At 71.8% G+C, this 22,241-nt stretch carries 21 protein-coding genes; 18 read left to right on the forward strand and 3 right to left on the reverse strand.

Translation table 11 applies throughout. The features are described 5' to 3' along the window. Positions 1-16: 16 nt before the first annotated feature. Positions 17-1,351 carry a septation protein SepH gene (gene sepH / locus PVE36_RS07250; RefSeq protein WP_277455576.1) on the reverse strand — a complete coding sequence of 445 codons (1,335 nt, stop codon included), beginning with the start codon at positions 1,349-1,351 and terminating at the stop codon, positions 17-19. A 93-nt stretch (positions 1,352-1,444) separates the two neighbouring features. Between sepH and PVE36_RS07255 the strand changes: the two genes are divergently transcribed. From PVE36_RS07255 to PVE36_RS07285, 7 genes are all read left to right on the forward strand, one after another. Continuing rightward, positions 1,445-2,554 carry a ferrochelatase gene (locus PVE36_RS07255; RefSeq protein ID WP_277455578.1) on the forward strand — a complete coding sequence of 370 codons (1,110 nt, stop codon included), beginning with the start codon at positions 1,445-1,447 and terminating at the stop codon, positions 2,552-2,554. 2 nt (positions 2,555-2,556) lie between these two features. Further along, positions 2,557-3,420, forward strand: a complete 864-nt coding sequence (locus tag PVE36_RS07260) for an inositol monophosphatase family protein (protein WP_277455579.1) — start codon at positions 2,557-2,559, stop codon at positions 3,418-3,420. A gap of 130 nt (positions 3,421-3,550) precedes the next feature. Next, the gene (locus tag PVE36_RS07265) at positions 3,551-3,850 is read left to right on the forward strand and encodes a DUF4193 domain-containing protein (RefSeq protein ID WP_277455580.1); all 300 of its coding nucleotides are present in this window, start codon (positions 3,551-3,553) and stop codon (positions 3,848-3,850) included. A 42-nt stretch (positions 3,851-3,892) separates the two neighbouring features. Continuing rightward, positions 3,893-4,330, forward strand: coding sequence for a dUTP diphosphatase (dut, locus tag PVE36_RS07270; protein WP_346780631.1), 438 nt, complete (start codon positions 3,893-3,895; stop codon positions 4,328-4,330). Then, a complete protein-coding gene (locus PVE36_RS07275; RefSeq protein WP_277455582.1) occupies positions 4,327-5,106 on the forward strand; it encodes a DUF3710 domain-containing protein in 780 nt (259 codons plus the stop codon). The genes dut and PVE36_RS07275 overlap by 4 nt, the downstream gene beginning before the upstream one ends. Further along, positions 5,106-5,465: an OB-fold nucleic acid binding domain-containing protein gene (locus tag PVE36_RS07280; protein ID WP_277455583.1), complete on the forward strand. Its 360-nt coding sequence runs from the start codon at positions 5,106-5,108 to the stop codon at positions 5,463-5,465. The genes PVE36_RS07275 and PVE36_RS07280 overlap by 1 nt, the downstream gene beginning before the upstream one ends. Further along, a complete protein-coding gene (locus PVE36_RS07285) occupies positions 5,458-6,189 on the forward strand; it encodes a DUF3159 domain-containing protein (protein WP_277455585.1) in 732 nt (243 codons plus the stop codon). Before PVE36_RS07280 ends, PVE36_RS07285 begins: the two co-directional genes overlap by 8 nt. Before the next feature lie 12 nt (positions 6,190-6,201). On the opposite strand, the gene PVE36_RS07290 is transcribed toward PVE36_RS07285, so the two are convergent. Together PVE36_RS07290 and PVE36_RS07295 are read right to left on the reverse strand one after the other, a co-directional pair. Continuing rightward, a complete protein-coding gene (locus PVE36_RS07290) occupies positions 6,202-6,888 on the reverse strand; it encodes a TrkA family potassium uptake protein (RefSeq protein ID WP_277455586.1) in 687 nt (228 codons plus the stop codon). 2 nt (positions 6,889-6,890) lie between these two features. Next, positions 6,891-7,556: a TrkA family potassium uptake protein gene (locus PVE36_RS07295; protein ID WP_277455587.1), complete on the reverse strand. Its 666-nt coding sequence runs from the start codon at positions 7,554-7,556 to the stop codon at positions 6,891-6,893. Positions 7,557-7,627: 71 nt separating this feature from the next. Between PVE36_RS07295 and PVE36_RS07300 the strand changes: the two genes are divergently transcribed. The 11 genes from PVE36_RS07300 (at position 7,628) to PVE36_RS07350 (ending at position 22,169) form a co-directional block, all read left to right on the forward strand. After that, positions 7,628-9,607 (forward strand): APC family permease, encoded by a 1,980-nt coding sequence (locus tag PVE36_RS07300; protein ID WP_277455782.1) that lies wholly within the window; start codon positions 7,628-7,630, stop codon positions 9,605-9,607. Continuing rightward, positions 9,604-10,935, forward strand: coding sequence for a TRAM domain-containing protein (locus tag PVE36_RS07305; protein WP_277455588.1), 1,332 nt, complete (start codon positions 9,604-9,606; stop codon positions 10,933-10,935). The genes PVE36_RS07300 and PVE36_RS07305 overlap by 4 nt, the downstream gene beginning before the upstream one ends. A gap of 121 nt (positions 10,936-11,056) precedes the next feature. Then, the gene (locus tag PVE36_RS07310; RefSeq protein ID WP_277455589.1) at positions 11,057-13,858 is read left to right on the forward strand and encodes an aconitate hydratase; all 2,802 of its coding nucleotides are present in this window, start codon (positions 11,057-11,059) and stop codon (positions 13,856-13,858) included. Between the two features lie 221 nt (positions 13,859-14,079). After that, positions 14,080-14,493, forward strand: coding sequence for a hypothetical protein (locus PVE36_RS07315; protein ID WP_277455591.1), 414 nt, complete (start codon positions 14,080-14,082; stop codon positions 14,491-14,493). 88 nt (positions 14,494-14,581) lie between these two features. Then, positions 14,582-16,444, forward strand: a complete 1,863-nt coding sequence (dxs, locus tag PVE36_RS07320; RefSeq protein WP_277455592.1) for a 1-deoxy-D-xylulose-5-phosphate synthase — start codon at positions 14,582-14,584, stop codon at positions 16,442-16,444. A gap of 183 nt (positions 16,445-16,627) precedes the next feature. After that, the gene (locus PVE36_RS07325; RefSeq protein WP_277455594.1) at positions 16,628-17,824 is read left to right on the forward strand and encodes a substrate-binding domain-containing protein; all 1,197 of its coding nucleotides are present in this window, start codon (positions 16,628-16,630) and stop codon (positions 17,822-17,824) included. Then, positions 17,821-18,555, forward strand: coding sequence for an ABC transporter ATP-binding protein (locus PVE36_RS07330; protein WP_277455595.1), 735 nt, complete (start codon positions 17,821-17,823; stop codon positions 18,553-18,555). The genes PVE36_RS07325 and PVE36_RS07330 overlap by 4 nt, the downstream gene beginning before the upstream one ends. Further along, complete coding sequence (locus PVE36_RS07335; protein ID WP_277455596.1) at positions 18,552-19,289, forward strand: ABC transporter ATP-binding protein; 738 nt, start codon at positions 18,552-18,554, stop codon at positions 19,287-19,289. The genes PVE36_RS07330 and PVE36_RS07335 overlap by 4 nt, the downstream gene beginning before the upstream one ends. Next, positions 19,286-20,170, forward strand: coding sequence for a branched-chain amino acid ABC transporter permease (locus PVE36_RS07340; RefSeq protein ID WP_277455598.1), 885 nt, complete (start codon positions 19,286-19,288; stop codon positions 20,168-20,170). The genes PVE36_RS07335 and PVE36_RS07340 overlap by 4 nt, the downstream gene beginning before the upstream one ends. Then, positions 20,167-21,201, forward strand: coding sequence for a branched-chain amino acid ABC transporter permease (locus PVE36_RS07345; protein ID WP_277455600.1), 1,035 nt, complete (start codon positions 20,167-20,169; stop codon positions 21,199-21,201). Before PVE36_RS07340 ends, PVE36_RS07345 begins: the two co-directional genes overlap by 4 nt. Then, a complete protein-coding gene (locus PVE36_RS07350) occupies positions 21,198-22,169 on the forward strand; it encodes an alpha/beta fold hydrolase (RefSeq protein WP_277455601.1) in 972 nt (323 codons plus the stop codon). Before PVE36_RS07345 ends, PVE36_RS07350 begins: the two co-directional genes overlap by 4 nt. Positions 22,170-22,241 lie beyond the last annotated feature (72 nt).

Below are 22,241 nucleotides of genomic sequence, written 5' to 3' on the forward strand. Positions count from 1 at the left end.
CGGGTGGTCCCGAACATCACGTCGTCCCAGCTCGGCACGCTCGCGCGGCCCTTGCGGCCCCGGCCGCGTCCGGACTTCGACTTCCTGTCCGATGAGCGGTCGGAGTCGGCCTCCTGCGCAGGCTCGGCGGGCGACTCCCGATCCTCCTGGTCCGCGCCCTTCTGGTCTGCGTCGTCCTGGTCCGCGTCGTCCTGGTCCGCCTCGTCCCGAGCCGTCTCGTCAGGCGAGTCGCCGTCACCGGGGGGCGCGTCCGCAGTGGACACGGGCTCCGTGGGCGGTGCCTCCCCCGGTCGCTGCCCGTCTCCGGGGCGGGGGCCGGCGCCTCCGTCGGCTCCGCCCCGTCCGCCGTCGACGCCTCGGGTGTCGCGCCCTCCTGCGCAGCCTCCGCGGGAGCCGCGGTCCGTGTCGTGGGGGTGGGGGTCGGCTCCTCGCCCTCCGCGGACTCCTCGGAGCCCTGCGTGGACGGGGCCTGCCGGTCCGGGAGGGACACAGCGGTGTCCTGGGCCGCGACGTCCTTCGCGTGCGGCCCGCGAGCGGCGGGCGGGCGCTCGTCGCCCGTGTCGAAGGGCAGGGCGTCGTCGGGCGCCGCCGGGTCCGCGCCGCGATGGCGCCGGCGACCGCCACGACGGCGGCCACGGGCGCCGGAGTGCTCACGCATGGAGGCGATCAGCTCGTCGGGATCGGCTCGCTGGGCGCGCTCGGCGCGGGACTCCTCCACCTCGACGTCGAAGACCGCGGTCGGTCGGTGCACGGACGAGGGGACCGGACCTGCCGGTGCGTCGGCCTCGGAGAGCCACTTCGCCTCGTCGTTCTTGGCGACCACGCTCATCCCCGGCACGTCGAACCACCACGTGGCGTTGCGCTCACGGCCACCGGCGACGAAGGTGGCGGAGACGGTCCACTGCCCGTCCTCGCTGCGACGCGCGTCCCACTCCACCGACGAGCTCTCGACCCCGCGACCGGCGAACCGCGCCCGGGCCCGGTCACCCAGCGTCTCCTGGTCGCCGGACTGGGTGGCGCCGCGCATCCGCACGGCCTGGGCGCGCTCGGCCACGTGCTCGCGCTCGGCGAGCACCGGACCCTCGAAGCGCGCGATCTTGTCCAGGTCCCAACCGGTGCGCGCGCAGACCTCGTCCGCGGTCGCACCGGCGCGGATCATCGCCTGCACCTCGCGCGGACGCACGTTGTTGTCGATGGCGATCTGGAGCTGGCCCAGACGCGGACGGTCCCGCCGTGCCGCGGCCCTCAGGGGGTCGTCGATGCGCAGACGGTACTCCTCGCCGGTGGCGTCGTCGATCACCACGAGGTGCTCGCCGTCATCGTGCACCCCGATGAGTCGCAGGTCGCGCATCAAGATCCCTCTCGTCAGTCGTCCTCACCACGACTCTGCCACCTGTCGCGCCCGATCAGGGAATGCACACGCCGCGGGGGATACCTTGTGTCCATGCCCACCCCGGATGATGCGCACGCCCTCCACCCCTACGACGCCGTCCTCGTGCAGTCCTTCGGCGGGCCCGAGGGGCCCGATGACGTCCTGCCCTTCCTCCGTCGGGTCACCGCCGGCCGCGGGGTGCCCGACGAGCGCCTCGCCGAGGTGGGGGAGCACTACGAGCGGGTCGGCGGGGTGAGCCCGCTGCCGGCGCTCAACCGGCGCCTCGTGGCGGAGCTGTCGGCCGAGCTCGAGGACCGGGGCCACCCCCTTCCCGTGGTGCTGGGCAACCGCAACTCCGCCCCCTTCGTCAGGGACGCCCTGGGCGAGCTCGCCGCGAAGGGGGCCGGCCGGGTCGTCGTCATCGCCACCAGCGCCTGGCGCAGCTACTCCTCGTGCCGCCAGTACCGCGAGGACCTCGCGCGTGCGGCCGGGGACTTCCCCGGTCTGGCCCTGGACAAGGTGCGTCCCTTCGGCGAGCACCCCGGCTTCGCCGGCATCTTCGCCCGCGACACCCTCGCCGCGGCCCGCGAGGCCGTGGGGCGGGTCGGCGCGGAGCACGTCGCGCTGCTCTTCGTCACCCACTCCATCCCCGACGCGATGGACGAGACCTCCGGGCCGGGCGACGGGGAGGGGCGGGCCTACTCGACCGACCAGGCCGAGACGGCCGCCGCGATCCTCGCGGAGGTCGACACCGCGCTCGGCACGGACCTGCCCGGCGGGCTGGCCTTCTGCTCCCGCTCGGGCTCCCCGCGCACCCCGTGGCTGGAACCGGACGTCAACGACCGGATCCGTGAGCTCGAGGGCGAGGGGATCCAGCACGTCGTGGTCGTCCCCCTCGGCTTCGTCTCCGACCACATGGAGGTCGTCCACGACCTCGACGTCGAGGCGGCGGAGACCGCTGCCGAGGTCGGGATCGGCATGACGAGGGTGACGACACCGGGCGCGGACCCGGCCTTCGTGGCCGGGCTGGCCGACCTGCTGCTCGAGCGGGCGGCGGAGGCGCGGGGCGAGGGGCCGGTGCGGGCCACCTGGCGCGACCTCGACTCCCACCCCTCGGTGTGCCCGGTCGGGTGCTGCCCCAACCTGCGCACCGCCGAGCCGGCGCTGTGCGGGCAGGACTGAGCATGGACCTTTCCGTGCCGACCACGGTCGATCCGTCGGCACTGCGCGAGGTCGCCGAGCAGGTCGCGCTCGAGGCCGGACGGCTCATCGTGCAGGAGCGTCCACGGGACCTCGGTGTGGCCGAGACAAAGACCTCGGCCACCGACGTCGTCACGGTCATGGACCAGCGCAGCCAGGACCTGCTGCTCACCCGTCTGGGTGAGCTGCGACCCGACGACGGCTTCCACGGCGAGGAGCGCGGCGGTCGGGTCGGCACCTCGGGCATCTCGTGGGTCGTCGACCCCATCGACGGCACCGTGAACTACCTCTACGGGATCCCGGCGTACGCGGTCTCGGTCGCGGCCGTCGTCGGCGACCCGACGACCCCCGGGGCGTGGCGCCCCGTGGCGGGGGCCGTGGTCAACCCGGTGACGGGGGAGTGCTTCACCGCCGCCCTCGACGCCGGCGCGCACCGTGCGGTGGACTCCGGACCGCGGCGTGCGTTGCGGGTCCCCGACGCCCCGCTCGGGCTGTCCCTGTGCGGGACCGGCTTCGGCTACGACCCCGACCGCCGACGCTGGCAGGGCGAGGTCCTCGCCCGGGTCGTGCCGGAGGTGCGGGACATCCGGCGCATCGGCAGCGCGGCGCTGGACCTCTGCCGGATCGCCGACGGCAGCCTCGACGTCTACTACGAGCGCGGCCTCAACCCGTGGGACATGGCCGCAGGGTGGTTGGTCGCCACCGAGGCCGGGGGACTGGTCACCGACCTCGAGGGAGGTCACCCGAGCACGGCGATGACCATCGCCGGCGGGCCCGGCAACCACGCCGACCTGCGGGCCCTCCTGACCGGCGTGCTGGCCCGGGTCGGGCCCGAGAAGGACCACTGAGCGGTTGAGGGTGGCGCGAGACGGACAGATGGGGCACAATCCGGCGCGCCGGGCACAAATTCAGCACTTGCTGCGTTGACAACGGCGCACCACAGTTCCAGCCCCGCTAGCCCCCAAGGAATCAGGAGAAATGGCGACCGACTACGACGCTCCCCGCAAGTCCGACGACGAACTGTCCGAGGACTCGATCGAGGAGCTCAAGACCCGACGCGGAGACGCGAGCTCGTCCAATGTCGACGTCGACGAGACGGAGATGGCCGAAGGCTTCGAGCTGCCGGGGGCCGACCTCTCCGGTGAGGAGATGTCGGTGCGGGTCGTCCCGCGCCAGGCAGACGAGTTCACGTGCACGAGCTGTTTCCTCGTGCACCATCGCAGCCAGCTGGCCGAGGACGGGAAGAACGGACCGGTCTGCACCGAGTGTGCTGCCTGACCGGTGCCTGACTCTCCGCGGCCGCGTATCCCGGTGCACCTCGTGCACCGGGACGCAGTGGTGCCCGCGTACGCCAGGGAGGGCGACGCCGGCGCCGACCTGACCTCGGTCGCCGAGGTCGTCATCGCTCCGGGTGAACGGACCCTCGTGCCCACCGGGGTCAGCCTCGCGCTGCCCCGTGGCTGGGTCGGACTGGTCCACCCGCGCTCCGGTCTCGCGGCCAGGCACGGCATCTCGGTCGTGAACGCGCCGGGGACCGTGGACTCGGGGTACCGGGGCGAGATCCTGGTGAACCTCGTCAACCACGACCCGCAGACCCCCTTCACGGTCCGCGTCGGGGACCGGATCGCGCAGCTCGTGCTCCAGGAGGTGGGCGAAGGGGAGTTCCTCCCCGTGGATTCGCTTCCACCGAGTGACCGGGGTGACACTGGACACGGATCCACTGGGGGCTTCGGCCCCGTGTCGACGACAGGACGATGATGATGTTCGGGCGGAAGAAGAAGCAGGGCTCCGAGGAGACGGCGGACGCGGCCCCGGAGTCGGTCGCGCCGCAGCCCGCCGGGTCCGGGACGGAGCCTGCCGCCGGTGATCCCGCCGGGACCACCGCCGAGCCGTCGCCCGCGGGGGCCCCGCACGAAGGTCCGCGGGACAGCGCCGACGTCGAGGACCTCGGGTCGCTGGTCGACCTGGGCGCCGTGCACGCCCGCCCCGCGCCGGGCATGGAGCTGCGGCTGGAGCTCGACCCCAAGACCAACGACGTCTCCGGCCTGCAGATGGGCAACGACGACGGCGCCGTCCAGGTGCAGGTCTTCGCGGCGCCCCGCTCGAGCGGGATCTGGGAGGAGATCCGCGGCGAGATCTCCGAGATGATCGCCGGCAACGGCGGCACCGTCGAGGAGGCCGAGGGCCCCTTCGGCCCCGAGCTGCGCACCCGCCTGGCCCAGTCGGGGCCACAGGGCCGCACCGTCTTCGCCCCGGCCGTCTTCGCGGGCGTCGACGGACCCCGGTGGTTCCTGCGTGCGGTCTACTCGGGCGCCCCGGCGGTCGACGAGTCGGCCCGGGCAACGTTCGACGAGTGCGTGCGCTCGATCGTCGTCACCCGCGGCGACGAGCCTCGTGCCCCCCGCGAGATGCTGCCGCTGACGATGCCCGAGGGCGCCACGAAGGGCCCCGTGGAGCTCGACGAGGACGGCACCCCCGCGGGCGACGACCTCCAGCCCTTCGAGCGAGGCCCCGAGATCACCGAGGTCCGCTGATGACCCTCCTGCGACGACTGGTCGACCTCGGTCGCTCCGACGACGACGTCGCCGCGGGGGAGCTGCGCGAGGCGGCGATGGCGCACGGGTGCCACCCGATCTCCCCGGACACCGACCGTGAGGTCGTGACCGTCGCCGGCACGATCGTGGCCGTGACCCTGCGGCCGCGTGCGACCGTCCCGGCGCTCGTGGCCACGCTCTACGACGGCTCCCTGAGCGTCCAGCTGGTCTGGCTCGGTCGACGGCGCATCGCCGGCATCGAGCCCGGCTCCTACGTCAAGGTGCGCGGGCTGCTGTGCCGTCCGGGTGGGGTGGCGACCATCTACAACCCGGCCTACGAGCTGACGCCCCGTGGGTGAGAGCGCCCGCCCGTCGACGACGGAGCCCGCGCGGCCCACCGTCGAGGCGCTGATCCGGCACCGGCTCGGGGAGGCCCTCGGCGGCGTGCGCGGGTCCCTCGAGACGACGACCCCCATGCTCGCCTTCGTCATCGTGTGGGCGGCGACGAAGGACCGGACCCTGTCCCTCGGCGCGGCCGCGGCGGTGACGGTCGTGCTGGCGCTCGCGCGCCTGGTGCAGCGGCAGACCCTCCAGTTCGTCCTCACCTCGGTCCTCGCGACCGCGCTCGCGGCCTTCTTCGCCCTGCGGACGGGGCAGGCGGAGGACGCCTTCCTCCCGGGCATCCTCACCTCGCTGGCCTACCTGGTGGCCTCGGTCGTGTCGGTCCTCGTGCGCTGGCCGCTCGTGGGCCTGATGCTCGGTGCGGTCGACCAGGACGCCGTCGCCGAGGGGGACTGGTTCCGCTGGCGTCGCAACCCCGCGGCGGTGGCCGTGTGCACCCGGCTGACCCTCGTCCTGGTCGGCGTCTACGTCATCCGGGTCGGGGTCATGGGCCCGCTCTACCTGGCCGACCACGTCGCCGGGCTGACGATCACCAAGGTCGTGCTCGGCTGGCCCCTGTGGGCCGGGGCGGTCGCGGTCATGGGCGCGATGCTCCTCAAGGGGAGCACGCCGATCGACCCGGACGACGAGCTGGTCCACCCGAGCGACCTCGAGCAGCGGCCGGCCAGCTCGGGGGAGTGACCCCCTTCGCCCTCAGTCGCCGCCGTGGTGGCGGGCGGGCTGCCCGGGACGCATCATCGCCTCGAGGTGGGGCTCCGCCTCCGTCGTGGTGAGGAAGAGCAGCTCGTCATGGGCCTCGAGGGCGTCGTCTGGGCCCGGGCCGATCGGCCGCGCGTCCCGGATGATCCCGACGAGGAGGGTGTCCTGGGGGAAGTCGATGTCCCCGACGCGACGGCCGACATTGGGGTTGTCCGGCGGGAGGGTGATGCCGGCCATCGAGGCGCTGCCCTGCTGGAAGTCGAAGATGCGCACGAGGTCGCCCACACTGACGGCCTCCTCCACGAGTGCGGTCATCAGGCGCGGCGTGGAGACCGCGACGTCCACGCCCCACGACTCGTCGAACATCCACTCGTTCTTCGGGTTGTTCACCCGGGCGACGGTGCGCGGGATGCCGAACTCGGTCTTGGCCAGCAGGGAGACGACGAGGTTGGCCTTGTCGTCCCCGGTCGCGGCCACGACGACATCGCCCGTCTGCAGCGCGGCCTCCTGCAGCGTGGCGATCTCGCAGGCATCGCCGGCGAGCCAGCCGGCCCGGGGGAGGCGGGACATCCGCTCCTCCGTGGTCGCCTTGTCGATGAAGAGCACCTCGTGCTCGTTGTCGAGCAGCTCCTGGCCGATGGACGTCCCCACGGACCCGGCTCCGACGATGATGACGCGCATGCTCAGCTCTCCCTCGGGGGTGGGTTGTCGAGGATGCGCTCCACCGCGTCGAGGCGGGGACGCTCGATGACGAGGTGGAGCAGGTCGCCCTCCTGGTGGACCGTCTGCGGCCCGGGAAGCACGCCCTCGCCCAACCGGGTCACGTAGGCCACCCGGGCCCCGGTCAGCTCCTCGACCCGGGTCAGGGACACGCCCACCCAGCTCTCGTCCACCGCCATCTCGGCGATGACGATCCGCCCGGACGCATCGGCCATCTCGCTGGCGAGCCCCTGGGGCAGGAGGCGCCGCAGCATCTGGTCGGCCGTCCACCGGACGGTGGCGACCGTCGGGATCCCGAGGCGCTGGTAGACCTGCGCCCGGTCCGGGTCGTAGATGCGGGCGACGACGTGCTGGACGCCGAAGGTCTCGCGGGCGACGCGCGCGGCGAGGATGTTGGAGTTGTCCCCGCTGGAGACCGCCGCGAGCGCGTGGGCGTCCTCGATCCCCGCCTTGAGCAGGGTGTCGCGGTCGAAGCCGACGCCGGCGACGCGTCGGCCGGTGAAGTCGCTGCCGAGGCGCTGGAAGGACGCGGGGTTCTGGTCGACGACGGCGACATCGTGGCCCATCCCCTCCAGGGAACGCGCCAACGATGCGCCGACCCGGCCGCAGCCCATGATCACGAAGTGCACACGACGACGTTACTCGCCGGGCGCCCGCGGCCTACACTCGCCGGGTGTCTTCAGGACAACTTCTCAAGCGCATGGTCCTCGGTCGCGCGAAACGCAGCGACCGGCTGGGCGAGACGCTGCTCCCGAAGCGCATCGCCCTCCCGGTCTTCGCCAGCGACACGCTGAGCTCCGTCGCCTACGCACCGGACGAGATCCTGCTGACCCTGGGCCTGGCCGGGGGGGCGCTCGCGGTCACCAGGTCGTGGCCGGTCGCCCTGGCCGTCGTCGCCGTCATGGTGGTCGTGATCGCCAGCTACCGGCAGAACGTGCACGCCTACCCGTCCGGGGGCGGCGACTACGAGATCGCCAGCACGAACCTGGGCCCCCGCGCCGGCCTGACCGTCGCCAGTGCGCTCATCGTCGACTACGTGCTGACGGTCGCGGTGTCGATCTCCTCCGGGGTGCAGAACGCCGCGGCCGCCTTCGGGTTCCTCGAGGGACACGAGGTGGTCGCCGGTCTCGTCCTCATCGCCGCGCTCACCGCGGTCAACCTGCGAGGGGTGCGCGAGTCGGGACGCACCTTCGCCGTCCCCACCTACCTCTTCATGCTCACCGTGCTCGGGATGGCCATGGTCGCCATCGTGCGACGCACCACGGGGACGCTGCCGCAGGCCGAGAGCGCCGGCCTGACGCTCGCGCCCGAGCCGGGCTACGAGCAGCTGGGCACCCTCGCCATGGCCTTCCTGGTCCTGCGGGCCTTCTCCTCCGGGTGTGCGGCTCTGACCGGTGTGCAGGCGATCAGCAACGGCGTGCCGGCCTTCAGGACGCCGAAGAGCCGCAACGCCGCCGCGACGCTCGTGCTCATGGGCGCGATCGCCGTGACGCTCTTCGTCGCGATGATCGCCCTGGCCCGTTGGACCGGTGTCCAGATCGCCGAGGACCCGGCGACGCAGCTGCTGCGCGACGGTGAGCCGGTCGGCGAGGACTACGTGCAGCACACGATCATGGGCCAGGTCTCGCACGCGGTGTTCGAGGGCTTCCCGGCCGGGGTCTTCCTCGTGGCGGTCGTCACCGGGCTGATCCTCGTGCTCGCCGCCAACACCGCCTTCAACGGCTTCCCCGTCCTCGGGTCGATCCTCGCCCGGGACGGGTACCTGCCCAGCCAGCTGCACACCCGCGGTGACCGGCTGGCCTTCTCCAACGGGATCCTGCTGCTCGCGGGGGCCGCCGCCCTGCTGATCACCGTCTACGACGCCAGCGTCACACGCCTGATCCAGCTGTACATCGTCGGGGTCTTCGTCTCCTTCACGGTGAGCCAGGCCGGGATGGTCCGGCACTGGAACCGCCACCTGGCGGTGGAGAAGGACAAGCGGTCGCGACGGCAGATGCTGCGGCGTCGGGCGCTGAACGTCGTCGGAGCCGTCCTGTCGGGGATCGTGCTGCTCGTCGTCCTGGTGACGAAGTTCGCGGAGGGGGCCGGGTTCGCCATCGCCGCGATGGCCGCGTTCTACGTCCTCATGCGGGCGATCCAGCGCCACTACCAGCGGGTGCGCCAGGAGCTGTCCGTCGCCGAGGAGGACACCTCCCAGCAGCTGCTCCCGTCGCGGGTGCACGCCATCGTGCTCGTGAGCAGGGTCAACAAGCCCGCGCTGCGCGCGATGGCCTACGCCAAGGCCACGCGTCCCTCCAGCCTGGAGGCGGTGACGGTCGACGTCGATGCCGATGCCACGGCGGCCCTCCAGGGCGAGTGGTACCGCCGGGGGATCCCGGTCCCGCTCACGGCGCTCGACTCGCCCTACCGCGACGTCACCCGGCCCGTCGTGGAGCACGTGAAGTCGATCCGCACGGGCAACCCGCGCGACCTGGTCGTGGTCTACATCCCGCAGTACGTGCTCGGCCACTGGTGGGAGCAGCTCTTGCACAACCAGTCGGCGCTGCGCCTGCGCAGCCGGTTGATCTTCACCCCGGGTGTCATGGTCTCCTCGGTGCCCTGGCAGCTGGCCAGCTCCGAGGGAGCCGAGGAGAAGCTGGACCGGCCGGCGGCCGGTGACGTGAGACGGGGAGGAGCATGAGCACCGTGGCTGCTGACGAGCTGACGACCGGGGACGTGGTCGACGTCGAGGTCGGTCCGATCGCCCATGGCGGCCACTGCGTCGCCCGGTACGAGGGACGGGTGCTCTTCGTGCGGCACACCGTCCCCGGTGAGCGGGTGCGGGCGAGGATCACCGAGGGTGGCCCGGGCGACCGGTTCCTGCGGGCGGACGCCGTCGACGTCCTCGAGGCCTCGCCGCACCGGGTGCCCCCGCGCTGTCCCGTCTCCGGCCCCGGCGGGTGCGGCGGCTGCGACTTCCAGCACGTGTCCACCGCCCACCAGCGCGAGCTGAAGGGGCAGGTGGTCGCCGAGCAGCTCCAGCGCCTCGCCGGCATCGACCGTGACGTCACCGTCGAGGCCCTCGGTGACGCCGACGGGCTCGGGTACCGCACCCGGGTGGAGTTCGCCGTGGACGGCCCGACGATCGGGCTGCGGCGGCACCGCAGCCACGAGATCGAGCCCGTGCCCGGGTGCCCGATCGCCGTGCCCGAGGTCGACGCCGCCCTCGCGGACGCGCGGGCCGAGGTCGTGGACACGCCGCACGCCCTGGACGGGATCGCCGCGCTCGACGTCGTCGTGCCCTCGGGCGAGAACGACACGGTGGTCGTCGAGGTGCCCGTGGGGGCGACGCCACCCGCCATCCCGATCACCGAGGTCGTCCCCGTCCCGAGCGGACCGATGGCCATGGGCGTGGACGCCCGCGGGTTCTGGCAGGTCCACCGGGACGCCCCCCGGGCCTTCGTCGAGGCCGTGCTCGCCGCGGCCCGCGTCGCGCCGGGGGAGCGGGTGCTCGACCTGTACTGCGGCGTCGGGCTGTTCTCCGTGCCGCTCGCCGCGGCGACGGGGGAGTCCGGCCAGCTCGTCGCGGTCGAGTCCGACAGCCGGGCCACCGAGCGCCTGCGCGACAACCTCGCCGACCGCCCGTGGTCGCTCGTCGTCCCCGGCCGGGTCGATGACCTCCTCGGGGTGCCGCGCAAGGGGCCGAAGGGAGCGCGGGGCCGCACCCGTCGGCGCGCCCCGGCCCGCTCGGACCTGCTGCCACCGAGCGCGGACGTCGTCGTGCTCGACCCGCCACGCACCGGTGCGGGCAAGGGAGTCGTCGAGGCGCTCACCTCCCTTCGTCCCCGGCGCATGGTCTACGTCGCCTGCGACCCGGCGGCCCTGGCCCGCGACACGTCCTACCTCGCCGACCGCGGGTACGCGTTGACGGGCCTGCGCGCCCTCGACGCCTTCCCGATGACCCACCACGTGGAGTGCATCGCCGTCTTCGAGCCCACAAGGGCCCGAGAGGCACCGCCCCACCCGTGACGTGGCGGCGGATCTGCGGGAGAGTGGGCAGCAGAGCCCCTCCGACGGGTCCCCGCGCCGGTGCGAGGTGGCTGTGATAGATTTATCTTGACGTCAAGATACCTATATCAAGGAGTCGACTGTGACCAGTGCGAACACCTTCAACGCGAAGGACCAGCTCACCGTCGGTGACTCGTCCTACGAGTTCTACCGGATCGATGCGGTCGAGGGTTCCAAGAACCTCCCGTACAGCCTCAAGGTGCTGCTGGAGAACCAGCTGCGCACCGAGGACGGCGAGAACGTCACCGCGGAGCACATCAACGCCCTCGGGTCCTGGGACGAGACCGCCGACCCGAGCACGGAGATCCAGTTCACTCCGGCGCGCGTGATCATGCAGGACTTCACCGGCGTGCCGTGCATCGTCGACCTCGCCACCATGCGCGAGGCCGTCGCCGAGCTCGGTGGCGACCCGGAGAAGATCAACCCGCTGGCACCCGCCGAGCTGGTCATCGACCACTCGGTGCAGATCGACGTCTTCGGCTCCGACGACGCCTTCGCGCGCAACGTCGACTTCGAGTACCAGCGCAACAACGAGCGCTACCAGTTCCTGCGCTGGGGCCAGACGGCCTTCGACGATTTCAAGGTCGTGCCCCCGGGCACCGGCATCGTCCACCAGGTCAACATCGAGCACTTGGCCCGCGTGACCATGACCCGTGACGGGGTCGCCTACCCCGACACCTGCGTCGGCACCGACAGCCACACCACCATGGAGAACGGCCTGGGCGTCCTGGGCTGGGGCGTCGGCGGCATCGAGGCCGAGGCCGCGATGCTCGGCCAGCCGGTCTCGATGCTCATCCCGCGCGTCGTCGGCTTCAAGCTGACCGGGGCCATCCCGGCCGGGGCCACCGCCACGGACGTCGTCCTGACGATCACCGAGATGATGCGCGAGCACGGTGTCGTCGGCAAGTTCGTCGAGTTCTACGGCGAGGGCGTCGCCCAGGTGCCGCTGGCCAACCGCGCCACCATCGGCAACATGAGCCCCGAGTTCGGCTCGACCGCCGCCATGTTCCCCATCGACGACATCACCCTGGAGTACCTGCGCCTGACCGGTCGCCCCGAGGAGCAGGTCGCCCTCGTCGAGGCCTATGCCAAGGAGCAGGGCATGTGGCACGACCCGGCCGTCGAGCCGCGCTTCTCCGAGAAGCTCGAGCTCGACCTGTCCACGGTCGTGCCCTCCATCGCCGGCCCGAAGCGTCCGCAGGACCGCATCTCGGTCTCCGATGCCAAGCAGCAGTTCCGCGGTGACCTGAAGAACTACGTCGTCGACGGCCACGGCATCACCAAGAGCTCGGTCGACGAGGAGCTGCGGGACACCTTCCCAGCCTCCGACTCGCCGAGCCACGACGCCCACGAGCTGTCCGAGGAGGCCGGCCGCCCCGAGCACTCCGCGATGCGGGCCAACGGTGACCGGGCGAGCAACCCGGCCCCGGTGACGTTGGGCGGCACGGAGGTCGACATCGACCACGGCCACGTCGTCATCGCCTCGATCACCAGCTGCACCAACACCTCGAACCCGTCGGTGATGATGGCCGCGGCCATGCTCGCGAAGAACGCGGTCGAGCGCGGCCTGCAGGTCAAGCCCTGGGTCAAGACCTCCATGGCGCCCGGCTCCAAGGTCGTCACCGAGTACTACGAGAAGGCCGGCATGTGGCCCTACCTCGAGAAGCTCGGGTACCACCTCGTGGGCTACGGCTGCACGACCTGCATCGGCAACTCCGGGCCGATCATCCCCGAGGTCTCCGAGGCCGTGAACGCGAATGACCTGGCGGTCACCTCGGTCCTCTCCGGCAACCGCAACTTCGAGGGGCGCATCAACCCCGACGTGAAGATGAACTACCTCGCCTCCCCGCCGCTGGTCATCGCCTACGCGCTCGCCGGCACGATGGACTTCGACTTCGCGTCCGAGCCGCTCGGGCAGGACAAGGACGGCAAGGACGTCTTCCTCGAGGACCTCTGGCCCGCGCCGGCCGACGTGCAGAGCACGATCGACACCGCGGTCAGCCAGGAGATGTTCACCGAGAAGTACGCCGACGTCTTCGCGGGGGACGAGCGCTGGACCTCGCTCGACACGCCGGAGGGGAACACCTTCGAGTGGGCGCAGGACTCCACCTACGTGCGCAAGCCCACGTTCTTCGACGGGATGACCAAGGAGCTCGACACCGTCGAGGACATCTCCGGCGCCCGCGTCCTCGCGCTGCTCGGGGACTCGGTCACCACCGACCACATCAGCCCGGCCGGCGCCATCAAGGCCGACAGCCCGGCCGGTGTGTACCTCACCGAGCACGGCGTCGACCGCAAGGACTTCAACTCCTACGGCTCCCGCCGCGGGAACCACGAGGTCATGGTCCGGGGTACCTTCGCCAACATCCGGCTGAAGAACCTGCTGCTGGACGGCGTCGAGGGCGGCTTCACCCGCAACTTCCTCGAGGGTGGCGAGCAGACGACGATCTTCGAGGCCAGCGAGGCCTATCTCGAGGCCGGTGTGCCGCTCGTCGTCCTCGCCGGCAAGGAGTACGGCTCCGGCTCGTCGCGCGACTGGGCGGCCAAGGGCACCAGCCTGCTGGGCGTCAAGGCGGTCATCGCCGAGTCCTTCGAGCGGATCCACCGCTCGAACCTCATCGGCATGGGCGTCATCCCGCTGCAGTTCCCGGAGGGGCAGACGGCGGAGTCGCTCGGCCTGGACGGCACGGAGACCTTCGACATCTCCGGCATCACGGCCCTCAACGACGGCCCGGCCCCGAAGACCGTCACGGTCACCGCCACCAAGCAGGGTGGCGAGCCCGTGACCTTCGACGCGGTCGTGCGCATCGACACCCCCGGTGAGGCCGGCTACTACCGCAACGGCGGCATCCTGCAGTACGTGCTGCGTTCGCTCGCTGCTTGATCCGGCCTGGCGAAGGGGTCCGCTTCTGCGGGCCCCTTCGTCGTGTCCGGCGGCGCGGGCTGGAGGGATACGGCCCTTGGTCGTTCGTTCCTCACTCCCTGAGTCGGGCCGCATCCTCCTGCCCGCGCCACCTCCTCCCTCGATCTTCCGCGCCCTCCTGAGATCGCTCACCATGCCGTAGACTCGAACAGGTGTTCGATCAAAGTTCGGCGGAGCCACCGGTGCGCACGGCTGCGCCGGGGTCGCCGGGGGCGCACACCGCGGCCCGGGCGAAGGGGGGACCGCCCGGCTGGCCGGACCGGGTGCCGCCGCCGGGGGCGCGCGGGTGGGAGCAGGCCGCGGTGTCGTGGCTGCTCGACCTCTGTCCGCCCGAGTACCGCGGTCACGCGGTGCTGCGGCGCCATCCCGTCGCCCTGGCCTGGCTGGCCGATCAGCACGTCGCGGCGCAGGTCGAGGCGATGCGACAGGCCTACCGGTGCGCCCGGATCGACCTGGGGGAGGCGCTGCCGGCGGGCACCACCCAGGCCCTCCTCGTCTGCCTGGAGCACGAGGGGCTGCGCCTGCGTGCCGCCCAGCGGGGGATCGCCCTGATCCGGGAGGTGCTCGACGGCAATGTCTTCATCGAGCGCCTGTGAGTGCCGCGGTCGCCGGTGCCGGTCCCCGGACACCTCCCGGCTCCGGGGAGACGTAGACTCGAGGGTCCCCACAGGAAGGAAAGCCAGCGTGGCAGTCCTGCAGACGATCACCTCTCCCGCCGACCTCAAGCGGGTCCCTGCCGAGCAGCTCGGCGTCCTCGCCGAGGAGATCCGGGCCTTCCTCGTCGAGCAGGTCTCGCGCAGCGGGGGGCACCTCGGGCCCAACCTCGGCGTCGTCGAGCTGACCCTGGCCATCCACCGGGTCTTCGACTCGCCGAGCGATACCGTCGTCTTCGACACCGGGCACCAGTCCTACGTGCACAAGCTCCTGACCGGGCGGCAGGACTTCAGCGGGTTGCGCACCCGAGGTGGGCTGTCCGGCTACCCGAAGCGCTCAGAGTCCGAGCACGACGTCGTGGAGAACAGCCACGCCTCGACCTCCCTGTCGTGGGCCGAGGGCATCGCCCGGGGGTACCACCTGCGCGGCGAGGACAGGCACGCCGTCGCGGTCATCGGTGACGGTGCGCTGACCGGCGGCATGGCCTGGGAGGCGCTGAACAACATCGCCGCCAACAAGGACCTCCCGCTCGTCATCGTCGTCAACGACAACGAGCGCTCCTACGCCCCGACGATCGGCGGACTGGCCGACCACCTGGCGATGCTGCGGACCCACCGCCAGTACGAGCAGGTGCTCGACTGGGGCAAGGAGACGCTGCACAGGACCCCCGTCGTCGGCCGGACCGTCTACCAGGCATTCCACTCGCTGAAGAAGGGCGCCAAGGACTTCTGGGCGCCGCAGGGCATGTTCGAGGACCTGGGGATCAAGTACGTCGGCCCCGTCGACGGCCACGACGAGGCCGCCGTGGAGCAGGCGCTGCGCCGGGCCCGCGCCTTCGGCGGGCCGGTCATCGTCCACGTCATCACGCAGAAGGGCCGCGGTTACGACCACGCCGTGGGTGACGTCGCGGACCAGTTCCACGCGGTCGGCAAGATCAACCCCGAGACCGGTCTGCCCCTGGAGATCGCCGGACGGTCGTGGACCGACGAGTTCAGCGACGAGATGCTCGACCTCGGTCGGGAGCGCACCGACATCGTCGCCATCGCGGCGGCGATGATGATGCCCGTCGGCCTGAAGCCCTTCGCCGACGCCTACCCCGAGCGCACCATCGACGTGGGCATCGCCGAGCAGCACGCGACGACGATGGCCGCGGGCCTGGCCTTCGCGGGGATGCACCCGGTCGTCGCGATCTACGCCACCTTCCTCAACCGCGCCTTCGACCAGCTGCTCATGGACTGCGCGATGCACCGGGCGGGAGTGACCTTCGTCCTCGACCGCTCGGGCGTCACCGGACCGGACGGCGCGAGCCACCACGGCATGTGGGACATGTCCCTCGTCTCCATCGTGCCCGGCCTGCGCCTGGCCGCGCCCCGCGACGGGCAGCAGATCCGTCGCGCCCTGCGCGAGGCGGTCGACATCGACGACGGACCCACCGTCATCCGCTTCCCCAAGGGCAGCGTCGCCGAGCCGCTCGAGGCGATCTCGACCACAGAGGGTCTGGACGTGCTGGCCGGTGACACCGCGGTCGACCCCGAGGTGCTCATCGTCTCCGTCGGCTCCATGGCCGGCACCGCGACGACGGTCGGGGAGAAGCTCGAGGCCGAGGGCCACGACGTCCTCGTCGTCGACCCACGCTGGGTGCTGCCCGTGCCCGACGGCGTCATCGAGCTCGCCCGTCGGGCGGGTCGGGTCGCGGTCATCGAGGACAACAGCGTCGCCGGCGGGGTGGGGGCCGAGGTCTCGCGGGCCCTCGAGGACGCCGGTCTGTCCGTGCCGGTGCACCGCTTCGGCCTGCCCAAGGAGTTCATCGAGCACGCCTCCCGGGCGCAGGTCCTGGAGGCCACCGGGCTGACCCCGGAGCCGATCGTCGAGCGGCTGCGCGACCACCTCTGACAGGCGGGGGGCGACCCCCTTCGTCCTCGGGTGTCACCGCAGGACACCAGTCCCCGGCGAATATGGGGTGCCGGACCACACCCGCCCCGGTGTCGTGCGGGCTACCTTCGCCGGAACGGTTGAGCGTCAACGGTTCTCGTTGCAGCAAAGGCGCGAGCGCTCACCGAGGGTGGAGGTCATCCCATGACACAGCGTTGGATCATCCTGACGGGCACGGCCCTGAGCCTGTCCCTGGCGGCGTGCGGCGCTCCCGGCCAGGCCAGCGGTGGTGGGGACGACGGCGGTGGCGATGCCCCCTTCGAGGTGGGCCTCGTCTACAGCAAGTCCGGCCCGCTCGCTCCGTACGGGGCGCAGTACAAGGCGGCCTTCGACGTCGGGCTCGACTACGCCACCGACGGCACCGGCGAGGTCGACGGCCGGGAGATCCGGATCAGCGAGAAGGACGACGCGGGTGACCCGTCGAAGGCCGTGTCGGCCGCGACCACCCTCATCGGCCAGGGCAGCGACATCCTCGCCGGTTCCACCTCATCGGGCGTGGCCCTGCAGGTCGCTCCGCTCGCCAAGGACAACAAGACCCTCTTCATCTCCGGTCCCGCCGCCACGGACGGGGTCACCGGGCTGAACGAGTACACCTTCCGCTCCGGTCGCCAGACCTACCAGGACGTCGCCACGGCGGGCACCATGCTCGGTGACGTCGACGGCAAGAAGGTCACCGTCCTGGCCCAGGACAGCGCCTTCGGCACCGCGAACATCGACGCCGTCAAGGGCGTCCTGGGGGAGAAGGGGGCCGAGGTCACCGCGATCGAGGCGCCGGCCGCGGCCAAGGACTTCACCCCCTTCGCGACGAAGATCAAGAGCCAGTCGCCCGACCTGCTCTTCGTCGCCTGGGCGGGGGAGAACGCCACGTCGATGTGGGGCACGCTCTCGCAGCAGGGCGTCTTCGAGACCACGACCGTCGTGACCGGCCTGGACATCAAGGCCACCCACTCGCTCTTCGGTGAGGCGGGCACGAAGATCGACTTCCTCTCCCACTTCTTCAAGGGGGCGGCCGACAACGAGGCGTACACGGCGCTCGAGAGCGGCCTGGAGGAGAACGGCGAGGAGGTCGACCTCTTCAGCAACGACGGCTTCGTCGCCGCCCAGATGGTCGTCCACGCCCTCAAGGAGGGCGAGGGTGACACCAACGCGATGATCGACGCGCTCGAGGGCTGGACCTTCGAGGGGCCCAAGGGCGACATGGAGATCCGCGCCGAGGACCACGCCATGCTCCAGCCGATGTTCACCGTCTCGCTGGAGAAGGAGGGCGGCGAGTTCGCGCCCGTCCTCGGCGAGACCATCGCCCCGGCCGACGTGGCTCCTCCCGTCGCCTCCGGCAAGTGATCGCCGCCACCGGGATCGGGTGGCGCATCGGAGGGGCTCGTATCCTCGAGGACATTACCCTCGAGGTCGGGACCGGTGAGCTGCTCGGCATCATCGGCCCCAACGGCGCGGGGAAGTCCTCGCTCGTCAACATCCTCTCCGGCGTCACCCGACCCACGACGGGTCGGGTGAGCCTGCGGGACGAGGACGTCACGCGCCTGAGCTCCACCCGACGGGCGCAGCGCGGCCTCGCCCGCTCGTTCCAGACGTCGGCGCTCTTCGACGGGCTGACCGCCCGGGAGAACGTCCGCCTGGCGATCCAGGCGGTCGGGTCGGCGCCCTTCTCTCCGTTCCGTCCCGCCAGCGGTACGGGAGTGGATGAGATCGAGGACCTCCTGGAGCGCGTCCGCATGCCCGGCAAGGGGGAGACCATCGCACGCGACCTCTCCCACGGGGACCGACGCAAGCTCGAGCTGGCGATGGCCCTGGCCTCCCGGCCGAGCGCCCTGCTGCTCGACGAGCCGATGGCGGGGGTCTCCGCCGAGGACGTCGACGGCCTGACCGAGATCATCGGCGAGGTCCGGGACAGCGGCGTCGCGGTGGCCATGGTCGAGCACCACATGCACGTGGTCCTCGGCCTGGCCGACCGCGTGGCCGTCATCCACCACGGGCAGCTGCTGGCCATCGGCAGCCCGGGCGACGTCACCTCCGACGACCGTGTGCAAGAGGCCTATCTGGGAGAAGCACTGTGACTGACGACGACCCCACCGGCACGGCACCGGTGCTCACTGTGGAGGACCTGCACGTGAGGTTCGGTGGCTCGCACATCCTGCAGGGAGTCGACTTCGAGGTGCCGGCCACCGGTGTGACCGCGCTCCTCGGACGCAACGGCGTCGGCAAGACCACGACGCTCAAGGCGATCCTCGGTCTGGCCCCGCGCACGGGCACGATCACCCTGGACGGCCGGCCCATCCAGAACCGCGCGACGACGAAGATCGTGCGCGACGGCGTGGGATACGTCCCCGAGGACCGAGAGGTCTTCGGCGGGCTGACCGTCGAGGAGAACCTGCGCCTCGTCGAGCCCGACCTGGGCACCGATGCACCCATCGTCCAGCGGCTCTTCCCCGACCTGGTCACCCGGCGCGCCCAGCGCGCCGGCACGCTGTCCGGCGGGCAGCAGCAGATGGTCTCGCTCGCGCGGGTCCTGCTGCGCGAGAACCGGCTGCTGCTCATCGACGAGCCGACGAAGGGACTGGCGCCCAAGCTGGTCACCGAGGTCGCCGACGTGCTCACCGAGGTGGCCCGGACGGCACCGGTCCTCCTCGTCGAGCAGAACCTCCCCCTCGTGCGCCGGATCGCCGACACCGTCGTCGTCATCGATGCCGGACGGGTCGTGCACACCGGCTCCGCCGCCGAGCTCGTCAACGACCAGGAGCTGACCCGCGAGCTGCTCGGGGTCTCCATGCGACGGGGGGCGGCGGCATGAGCGAGTTCACCCTCATCCTCGCGACCGGGCTCGGTCTGGGCGCGCTCTACTTCCTCGCGGCCAGCGGCCTGAGCCTCATCTACGGGCTCATGGGCGTGCTGAACTTCGCCCACAGCGCCTTCATGATGGCCGGCTCGTACGCCGGCTGGGAGGTCATGCGACGACTGCCGGACAGCATGTCGGTCACCCTCCAGCTGCTCGTGGCCGTCCTCGTGGCACTGGTGGTCGGGGCCGTGATCGGGCTGGTGGTCGAAGTGGCCCTGATCCGGCCGCTCTACAAGCACCACATCCAGCAGGTGCTCGTGACCGTCGGGCTCTCCCTCGCCGCGGTCGCCGTGGCGCAGGCCGTGTGGAGCGCCGACCCCAAGCCCATGGAGACCCCGGGATGGATGTCGACCACGACCGAGCTCGGCGGTGCGCTCCTGCCCAACGACCGTCTCGTCTTCGTGGCCGTGGCCCTGGCGCTCTTCGTCGGGCTCCTCGCGCTGCTGCGCTACACCCGACTGGGCCTGATCATCCGGGCCGGCGTGGAGAACCGCACCATGGTCGAGGCGCTCGGGATCAACGTGCGCAGCACCTTCACCATCGTCTTCGCCATGGGCGGTGCGGCGGCAGCGCTGGCCGGCCTCCTGTACTCGCAGTACGTGGGAGCGGTCTCACCCGCCCAGGGCGGCTCCCTGCTGATCTACGCCTTCATCGTCGTCGTCATCGGCGGGATGGGCTCCCTCGTGGGCACCGCCGTGGCCGCGGTGGCGGTGGGCCTGGTGCAGCAGATGGCCAACTACTACGCGGTGAGCGGAGCCGGAGACCTCTCGGTCGTCCTGCTGCTCGCGATCGTCCTGCTCCTTCGCCCGGCCTCGATGAAGGGTGGTCACGCATGAGCGCCAAGACCGTGCTCAAGATCCTTCCCGGCGTGGCCCTCGTGGTCGTCCTCGCCGTCCTGCCCTACCTGTCGCTGACCATCCCGGGCATCCTGCCGGGGCGGGTCAATGGCCCCGGCTCGCTGCAACTGCTGGCGGTCTGCTTCATCTTCGCCGGCTTCGCCCTGAGCTACGACGTGATCTTCGGGCGCACCGGCCTGCTCAGCTTCGGCCACGCGCTCTTCATCTCCGCGGGCAGCTACCTGCTGACGATGTCGCTGTCGACGTGGTCGCTGCCGCTGCCGCTCGCGATCCTCGTCGCCCTCGGCCTGACGACCCTGCTGGCGCTCATCGTCGGCGGGATCGCGTTGCGGGTCGGCGGGATCGCGTTCGCGATGGTGACCCTGGCCTTCGCCCAGGCCGGGTCGATCATCATCCTGCGCAACCCGAACGACCTCACCGGAGGTGAGGAGGGCCTGGTCCTCAACCGCGAGGCCATCCCGTCCATCCTCATCGGCGTGCAGAACGCGTCCTACCGCTACTGGCTCGCCCTGGGCTTCGTCGTCCTGGCGTGGGTCCTCGTGGCCCTCCTCGTGCGCTCGCGGGCCGGGCATGCCATGGCCGCGGTGCGCGAGAACGAGGCCCGGGCGGCGGTCCTGGGCTTCCCGGTCTACCGGGTGAAGCTGCTGGCCATCGTGGTCGGGGCCTTCCTCGGCGGGCTCGGCGGTGTCGTGCACGCGGTCGTCCTCGGTGGGTCGAGCCCGCACCTGGCCACGGCGGAGTTCACCCTCGCCCTGCTCGTCATGGTCGTGCTCGGTGGCGCCGGGCGGCTCTGGGGAGCCGTCGTCGGTGGCTTCGTCTACCACTACGCCGATGCCCGGCTGATCGAGCTCAGCGGTTCGTCCCTCATCGGGTCCCTGCCGGACCTCTTCGCGAGGCTGTTGGCCGAACCGCTGTTCATCCTGGGCACGTTGTTCGTGATCATCGTCTACTTCGCGCCGCAGGGGATCACCGGCCTGGCGGTCCGGGTGCTGCGGAGGGAGCGCGCATGAGCACCGAGCCGTCCTTCGTCATCGAGCTCCCGGAGGGGAGCCTGGCCATCCACGACCTCACGGTCGGGGCCGCGGACCCCGGGGTGCCCGTCGTGCTCGCCGTGCACGGCATCACCGCGAACGGGCTGTCCTTCCGGGAGCTCGCCGAGGAGCTGCACCGTCGGCACGGTCCCGGGGCGGTGCGGGTGCTGGCGCCCGACCTGCGCGGTCGCGCCGCGAGCCGGGACGCGCCCGGCCCGTACGGGTTGGCGGCCCACGTCGCCGACCTGGCCACGGTCGTCGGCGCCTTCGGTGCCCAACCGGTGCTCGTCGGTCACTCGATGGGCGGCTTCATCACCGCTCTCGCGGCCGCCGAGCACCCGCGGCTGGTCCGCGCAGCGGTACTCGTCGACGGTGGCCTCGCCTTCCCGCCACCGCCGGACCTCGACGTCGACGCCGCGCTGGCAGCGGTGATCGGTCCGGCGATGGACCGGTTGTCGATGCGCTTCGACGACGAGGCGGCGCACCTGGAGTTCTGGCAGCAGCACCCGGCCGTGGGCCCGGTCCTGCGCACCGGCGCGGCCGGCGAGAGCGTGCGGCGATACCTCGACCACGATCTCGTCCCCGCACCGGACACCCCGGGCGCGCTGATGAGCTCGTGCATCCTCGAGGCGGTGCGGGCCGACGGCCGGGACGTCCTGGTCAGCGAGGACGCCCACTCCGCCGCGGCCCGCGCCGTGGCGGCCGGCGTCCCGGTGGAGCTGGTCTGGGCACGACGGGGGCTGCTCGACGAGCCCCAGGGGCTGTACGACGAAGGGCGGCTGGCCGCCCTCGACCTGCCCGCCGAGCTGGTCGTGCGGGGGGTCGACGCCAACCACTACGACGTCATCCTGTCCGGGGAGGGCCTCACCGCCGTCGTCGACGCCATCGACCGCGGCCTGGCCGCCGAGGAGCCGGCCGAGCGGACTCTGGACGCGCAGAACCGCTGACGGCCGGCGCCACCTCAGCGAGTGGGGGGCGCGGAGGGGTCGGGCACGACTCAGGCCACCGCCCGGACCTGA

The organism is Janibacter sp. DB-40, assembly GCF_029510815.1.
Classification (GTDB): domain Bacteria; phylum Actinomycetota; class Actinomycetes; order Actinomycetales; family Dermatophilaceae; genus Janibacter.